At 38.3% G+C, this 6,382-nt stretch carries 5 protein-coding genes; all 5 read left to right on the top strand.

Going from position 1 to position 6,382, the window contains the following annotated elements:
* The first annotated feature begins 458 nt into the window (after positions 1–458).
* Positions 459–734 (top strand): hypothetical protein, encoded by a 276-nt coding sequence (locus AB3I27_RS03165; RefSeq protein WP_002290188.1) that lies wholly within the window; start codon positions 459–461, stop codon positions 732–734.
* 12 nt (positions 735–746) lie between these two features.
* Positions 747–2,825 (top strand): cation:proton antiporter, encoded by a 2,079-nt coding sequence (locus AB3I27_RS03160; protein WP_368022900.1) that lies wholly within the window; start codon positions 747–749, stop codon positions 2,823–2,825.
* 158 nt (positions 2,826–2,983) lie between these two features.
* Positions 2,984–4,867, top strand: coding sequence for an ABC-F family ATP-binding cassette domain-containing protein (locus AB3I27_RS03155; protein ID WP_002313877.1), 1,884 nt, complete (start codon positions 2,984–2,986; stop codon positions 4,865–4,867).
* A gap of 11 nt (positions 4,868–4,878) precedes the next feature.
* Entirely contained in the window at positions 4,879–5,826 is a 948-nt protein-coding gene (locus AB3I27_RS03150) for a thymidylate synthase (protein WP_002344138.1), read from the top strand.
* A gap of 19 nt (positions 5,827–5,845) precedes the next feature.
* Positions 5,846–6,364, top strand: coding sequence for a dihydrofolate reductase (locus tag AB3I27_RS03145; protein ID WP_002313876.1), 519 nt, complete (start codon positions 5,846–5,848; stop codon positions 6,362–6,364).
* The last annotated feature ends 18 nt before the right edge of the window (positions 6,365–6,382 follow it).

Genomic DNA, 6,382 nt, shown 5'->3' with positions numbered 1-6,382 from the left:
CTTACTGCTTCATTTCGATTCCAATTTCCTATACACGGGCTCATGTCCCCAACATACGTAAACCTGATTCTAAAATGACAGTAAAGAAGTTCGGTTTTTGATAGGGACTCGTAGTCCTCAAGGCTTTGTTCGAACTTTCTTTCAATCTTCACTATAATCTAAAAATAGAAAATAGAGGAGAACATCATTCGTCAATGATGTTCCCCTCTAATCTTAGTATGTTTTTGTTGTGACAAAGGAACAAGGAGGATATGATAAAAAAACAAATATTATTTTTGTTAGAAACTTTTATCTTTCTTAAGTTTTACTTGATATCTGAGACTATTTGGAATAGAATGAGGCGTTGAAAAATTTATGGAAATTTCTAACTAGCAATAAACGATGAAACAATGAAATATTTTTCATTCAAAGAGAACTTTGCTATAATGATGGAAGTTTGTGTATAGGAGATCTAGAAAATGAGAGAAAGTTTTGAACAACAAAAAAAACTGTTGCATGATCGCTATGGCGCCCTTTCGATGGATGACCGCCGTCAAATACTTTGTAAGTTGCGTAAAAGAAATATATTAATGTATCGTCAGTTGGAACGTCTGAAACATGATCTGCTTCGTTTGGAGTCAAAACGTGTACAGTGTGAATTAGAGGGAAATCAAACACAAGTTGAAGTAGTTGAAACCAAAATTTTAAAGAAAAAAGAACAATTTTTAAAAATGCTTACACAAAATAAAAAGTAAAGGGGATGGACGATGGAATTTGCTGAGTTAGTTATTGTATTTGCAGTAACGATCACCTTATCGAACATAGCTAGCCGCATTTTGCCAATGATCCCAGCTCCACTGATCCAAATTTTCCTTGGAGTGGTATTAGGTCTGACAGAGTGGGGACAATCAGTTGATTTTGAACCTGAATTGTTCTTGGTTATGATCATTGCACCATTGTTATTTAGAGAAGCAGAAAAAGCAGATATTTCTTCGATTCTCAAAAATTTCGGGACGATTCTGTTCTTGGCATTTGGCGGAGTCATTTTGACCCTTGTCGGCGTAGGTGCGACGTTGTCATTCCTGTTGCCAAGTGTCCCTCTTGCTGCCTGCTTTGCTTTTGGAGCAGCGTTAGGTCCGACAGATGCGGTAGCAGTCAGTTCGCTTTCTGGACGGGTGAATATTCCTAAGAAAGCAATGCATATTTTAGAAGGAGAAGGCCTGTTGAATGACGCATCTGGCGTTACTGCCTTCCAGTTTGCTCTTGGTGCGCTAATCACCGGTTCTTTTTCCGCAGTAAACGCTGGGGTGAGTTTAGTGGTCTCCAGTATTGGTGGAGCTTTGATCGGTTTTTTGCTTGTCTGGTTCAAACAAAAAATAATCCATTTGATTGAAAAAGCATCGGCACAAGATGTCACAGGGTATCTGCTAATCGAACTTTTGCTTCCTTTTCTAGCCTATGTCTTGGCAGAGGCATTTGATGTATCTGGGATCATTGCTGCGGTGGCAGCAGGTATTCTCCAAGCTTCTGGTTTTAGGAGAATCACCGTGTTTGATGCAGAGTTGTCGAGTTTGTCCCACAGTACATGGACAACTATTGCTTTTACACTGAATGCATTAGTGTTTATATTCTTAGGAATCGAACTGACACAAGTATTCTCGCCGGTATGGGGAGACGGTTTATATCCAAATGGTCTTTTGTTAGCAATTATCGTATTGATCTCTATTATGCTTTTTGTGATTAGATTCATTTCCATCAGTCTTTTTTATGTATTCAAAGATGGCAGTAAAAAGTTCAAAAAACAGTTGAACGAGATCTTGATTTTGACATTTGGCGGTGTAAAGGGAACAGTCAGTTTGGCTACGATCTTTATTTTGCCCTTTTCAATCAATAATATGATGTTTTACCAGCGATCTTTACTTTTGTTTTTGACGGCCGGTGTCATCTTAGTGACTTTGGTCATAGGGATCATTGTCTTGCCTATGCTGACGGAAACAGAGGAAGCGAAAAGCACGGATTTGAATGCTTTGATGATCTTAGAAGAGGTCGTTGAAGTTTTGCGAAAAGAAATAAAGGAAATTGATCGTGATACAAAAGAATTTTTAGCCACTGAAGCAGTGATAGAAAATTACCAGGAACGGATACGTGATCTGTACTTGGAAGATTTAACCGATGATGAAAAGCAAGAAGTACAAGAAATACAAGCACTGATTTTGTCGATCGAACGCGACGGATTAGATGAAAGTTATCGTTCGGGTAAACTTTCTTCTAATGGTTATCGCTTTTATTCCCGTTTTCTTTCCCGGTTCGAACATTCGATCACCAGTCAATTTTTATCTTTTATCGGCTTTTGGTTCATTGTTGTCCGTAGGTTGATGCGAATCGTTCTCCACCCAAAAATGTTTTGGCAAAGAAGGTATGCGGATCGTCAGACATTTATTAGTGATGAAGATATCCAAGAAATCAGGGAGACATATCAAAAAAATACACAATTGATTATTGAAAGTTTAGATAACTTGACTGATATTTATGATGAAACAATGCTTCAATTTTTTATCCAGCAACGCAAACTTGAGGGAATAAAAATGAGCTCGGGGAATTTGATTTCTTCGTGGATGATCCAGCAAGATAACCTGTTTACGAAAAAAATGCTGAGAGGTTACTATCTTGAAAGAAAAATCATCGATGAATACGAAGTTGCTGAGAAAATCACGACGTTTTCTGCGAATAGCTACCGTAGGAATATCAATTTGTTAGAATCTTACACGATGAACAAACCGTCAGATAACTTTTCTTTCCGATTTGCGTTTCGAGCAAAGTCAAAAAAATCGAGCGCAACGAAATAAAAAAATAGATTTTCAAGAACGATAAAAACAAAACATGTCAGAACAGGATCAGATCGGTCCTGTTCTTTTTTTGGAACACAAAAAGAACAAATTCGAAAAAAATTTTCCTGAAGTTCACTATTTTTATGATACAATATCCAAGATAAGGAGGGAACACGTTGAAAGAATTAAAAGTAACTGACCTCAAAAAAACTTATGGTGAAAAAGATTTGTTTGACCAGATTTCTTTTTTGATCCACGAAAAAGACCGTATCGGGTTGATTGGGACGAACGGGACGGGTAAAACAAGTCTCTTAAATATTATTGCTGGTATCGATAGCGGCGATGGCGATCGGCAAACAGTGTTTTATCCAACTGATTACCGTATAGGTTATCTTTCTCAAGCAGCTGAATTTTCTGATGAACTAACTGTTCTCCAAGCAGTCTTTCAGGGAAACAGTCCCTTGATCCAAACTGTTCGAGCATATGAGGAAGCATTGATCGAACTAGGGGAAAATGGAGAAGACCCTAATGTGCAAAAACGTTATGCTAAAGCAGAAGAACAAATGAATAAAGAAGATGCTTGGACCACAGATACCAATGCGAAGATTATTTTGCAAAAATTAGGAATCAGTGAATTAGATAAAAAAATCAATACGCTATCGGGTGGACAGAAAAAACGAGTTAGTTTAGCTCAAGTGCTGATTGATGAACCCGATTTACTATTACTAGACGAGCCAACAAACCATTTGGATTATCAAGCAATCGAGTGGTTGGAAAACTATTTGAAACAATACCGTGGCGCTCTATTGATGGTTACTCACGATCGTTATTTTCTAGATCGAGTAGCAAACCGGATCTTCGAACTTTCATTTGGAAAATTATACGAGTACAAAGGAAATTATGAAGCTTACGTCTTAGAAAAAGCAGAACGTGATCGTGTAGAAGTAGAACAAGAAGAAAAGCGCAAGCGACTTTATAAGCAAGAACTAGCATGGATGAGGGCAGGAGTGCAAGCTCGTGGTACCAAGCAGCAAGCACGAATCAACCGTTTCGAAAATCTAAAGGAGAATTTATATCAAGTAAACCAAGAAGATGACTTAGAATTGAATCTAGCGACACAACGTTTAGGAAAAAAAGTATTGGAAATCAAAGATGGCAGTTACCGTATAAATGACCAAACACTGCTAGAACATTTAGATTTGCTGATCCAATCTCGGGAAAGGCTAGGAATTACTGGTAAAAATGGGGCAGGGAAATCGACATTACTTAATATTCTAGCTGGCAGAATTCCTCTGGATAGCGGTACAATTTCTATCGGTGAAACGGTTCGGCTTGCGTATTATACACAAGAAAATGAAGAAATGGCGCCAGATAAACGGATGATTGCTTACTTGCAAGAAGCTGCTGAAGAAGCAAAAACGGTTGATGGCAGTCAAATCGGGGTAGCAGAATTACTTGAACGATTTTTATTTCCGAGATTTATGCATGGGACACTGATTGGCAAACTTTCAGGCGGAGAGAAACGGCGATTGTTTTTGTTGAAACTGCTGATCCAACAACCCAATGTGTTATTATTGGATGAACCGACCAATGATTTGGACATAGCAACATTGACGATTTTGGAAGACTATTTCAGAAGTTTCCCAGGTGCTGTGATCACTGTTTCCCATGACCGTTATTTCTTGGATAAGGTAGCAGATAAGCTATTGGTATTCCAAGGAAACGGAAAACAAGAACTTTATTATGGAAACATGTCCAGTTATTTGCTGAAGCAAAAAGAACTCCAGCAGCCTGCTGAAAAAGTGAAGCCAAAAACACAGAGCAAGGAACCTGCTGGAAAGAAAAAATTATCTTATATGGAGCAAAAAGAATGGGAAACGATTGAAGAGGATATTGCAGAACTTGAAGAAAAAATCTCATTACTCCAAGAAGAGATGAATCATCAAGGAGATGATTTCACTCGGTTACAGGAATTGCAAAACGACGTATCTGAGACAGAAGCACAACTTGAAGAAAAAATGGCACGTTGGGAATATTTGAGTGAATGGGCAGAAGATTAGGAGGAAAAGGGATGGAACAAGCGTATCTTGACTTAGGAAGAAAATTGTTGGAAGAAGGACATCGTAAAGAAGACAGAACAGGCACGGGTACGTTAAGTTTATTCGGGTATCAAATGCGGTTTGATCTGCAAAAAGGTTTTCCTTTGTTAACAACGAAACGAGTACCTTTTGGCTTGATCAAAAGCGAACTGCTTTGGTTTTTAAAAGGAGATACGAACATCCGCTATCTATTACAAAATAAAAACCATATTTGGGATGAGTGGGCATTTGAACGCTATATCAAAAGTACAGATTATAACGGACCAGATATGACTGATTTTGGACATAGAAGTTTGACAGATCCTGAATTCAATGAAGAATATAAAAAGCAGAGCAAACTTTTTTGCGAAAAGATCCTAACAGATGATTCCTTTGCTGAGAAATACGGTGATCTTGGCCACATCTACGGTTATCAATGGCGGCACTGGGAGACAAAAGACGGCGGTTTTATTGATCAAATCAAAGAAGTGATCGAAGCAATCAAAAAAACACCTGATTCTAGAAGATTGATTGTCTCTGCATGGAATCCAGAAGATGTTCCTAGCATGGCTTTGCCTCCTTGCCATACGATGTTTCAATTTTATGTGCAAGAGGGACGGTTAAGCTGCCAATTGTATCAACGTAGTGGGGATGTCTTTCTAGGTGTTCCGTTCAATATTGCAAGTTATGCGTTGCTGACTCACTTGATTGCACATGAAACAGGTTTAGAGGTGGGAGAATTTGTTCATACATTAGGAGATGCTCATCTTTATATCAACCATATCGAACAAATGGAAGAACAATTAAGCCGAGAAGTACGCGCATTTCCAACTTTAGCTTTGAATCAGGAAAAGCAGTCAGTATTTGATTTTGAGATGGAAGATATCCAGTTAGAAGGATATGACCCACATTCAACGATCAAAGCGCCTATCGCTGTTTAAAATCAGAAAGGATGAGAAAATGTTAGCTGCAATTTGGGCACAGGACGAAAACGGATTGATTGGAAAAGAAGACCGTCTTCCTTGGCGTTTGCCAAATGATCTGAAATTCTTTAAACAAATGACAGAAGCAAATACATTAGTGATGGGACGTAAAACTTTCGAAGGGATGGGCAGCCGTCCGTTGCCGAATCGTCAAACGATTGTTTTGACTAGAGATTCTTCCTATACAGCAGAAGGCGTGCATGTTATGCATAGTGTAGAAGAAGTGCTTGCCTTGGAAAAAGAAACAGATGGTATTTTTTTCATCGCTGGAGGTTCAGCTGTTTATCAAGAATTTCTACCTTTTTGTACGATATTATACCGGACAGTCATCTATCATGTATTTGATGGAGATGCTTATTTTCCACCTGTTGACTGGTCTGATTGGTCATTGATCAATACGAGTCAAGGAGAAATAGATGAAAAAAATCGTTACCCGCATCAATTTGAAACCTATCAGCGTAATGAGAATCCTTTAAAAAATGGGACAGGCGAATAGACGATAAAAAAACTATTG

The organism is Enterococcus sp. C46 (genome assembly GCF_040887565.1).
Taxonomy (GTDB): domain Bacteria; phylum Bacillota; class Bacilli; order Lactobacillales; family Enterococcaceae; genus Enterococcus_B; species Enterococcus_B lactis.
The sequence above is the reverse complement of the archived record's forward strand: the minus strand, read 5'-3'. Positions and strand labels throughout refer to the sequence as shown.

Coding starts and splice junctions, on each gene's coding strand:
- AB3I27_RS03165 (WP_002290188.1), top strand. CDS start 459: ATGAGAGAAAGTTTTGAACAACAAAAAAAACTGTTGCATGATCGCTAT.
- AB3I27_RS03145 (WP_002313876.1), top strand. CDS start 5,846: ATGTTAGCTGCAATTTGGGCACAGGACGAAAACGGATTGATTGGAAAA.
- AB3I27_RS03160 (WP_368022900.1), top strand. CDS start 747: ATGGAATTTGCTGAGTTAGTTATTGTATTTGCAGTAACGATCACCTTA.
- AB3I27_RS03150 (WP_002344138.1), top strand. CDS start 4,879: ATGGAACAAGCGTATCTTGACTTAGGAAGAAAATTGTTGGAAGAAGGA.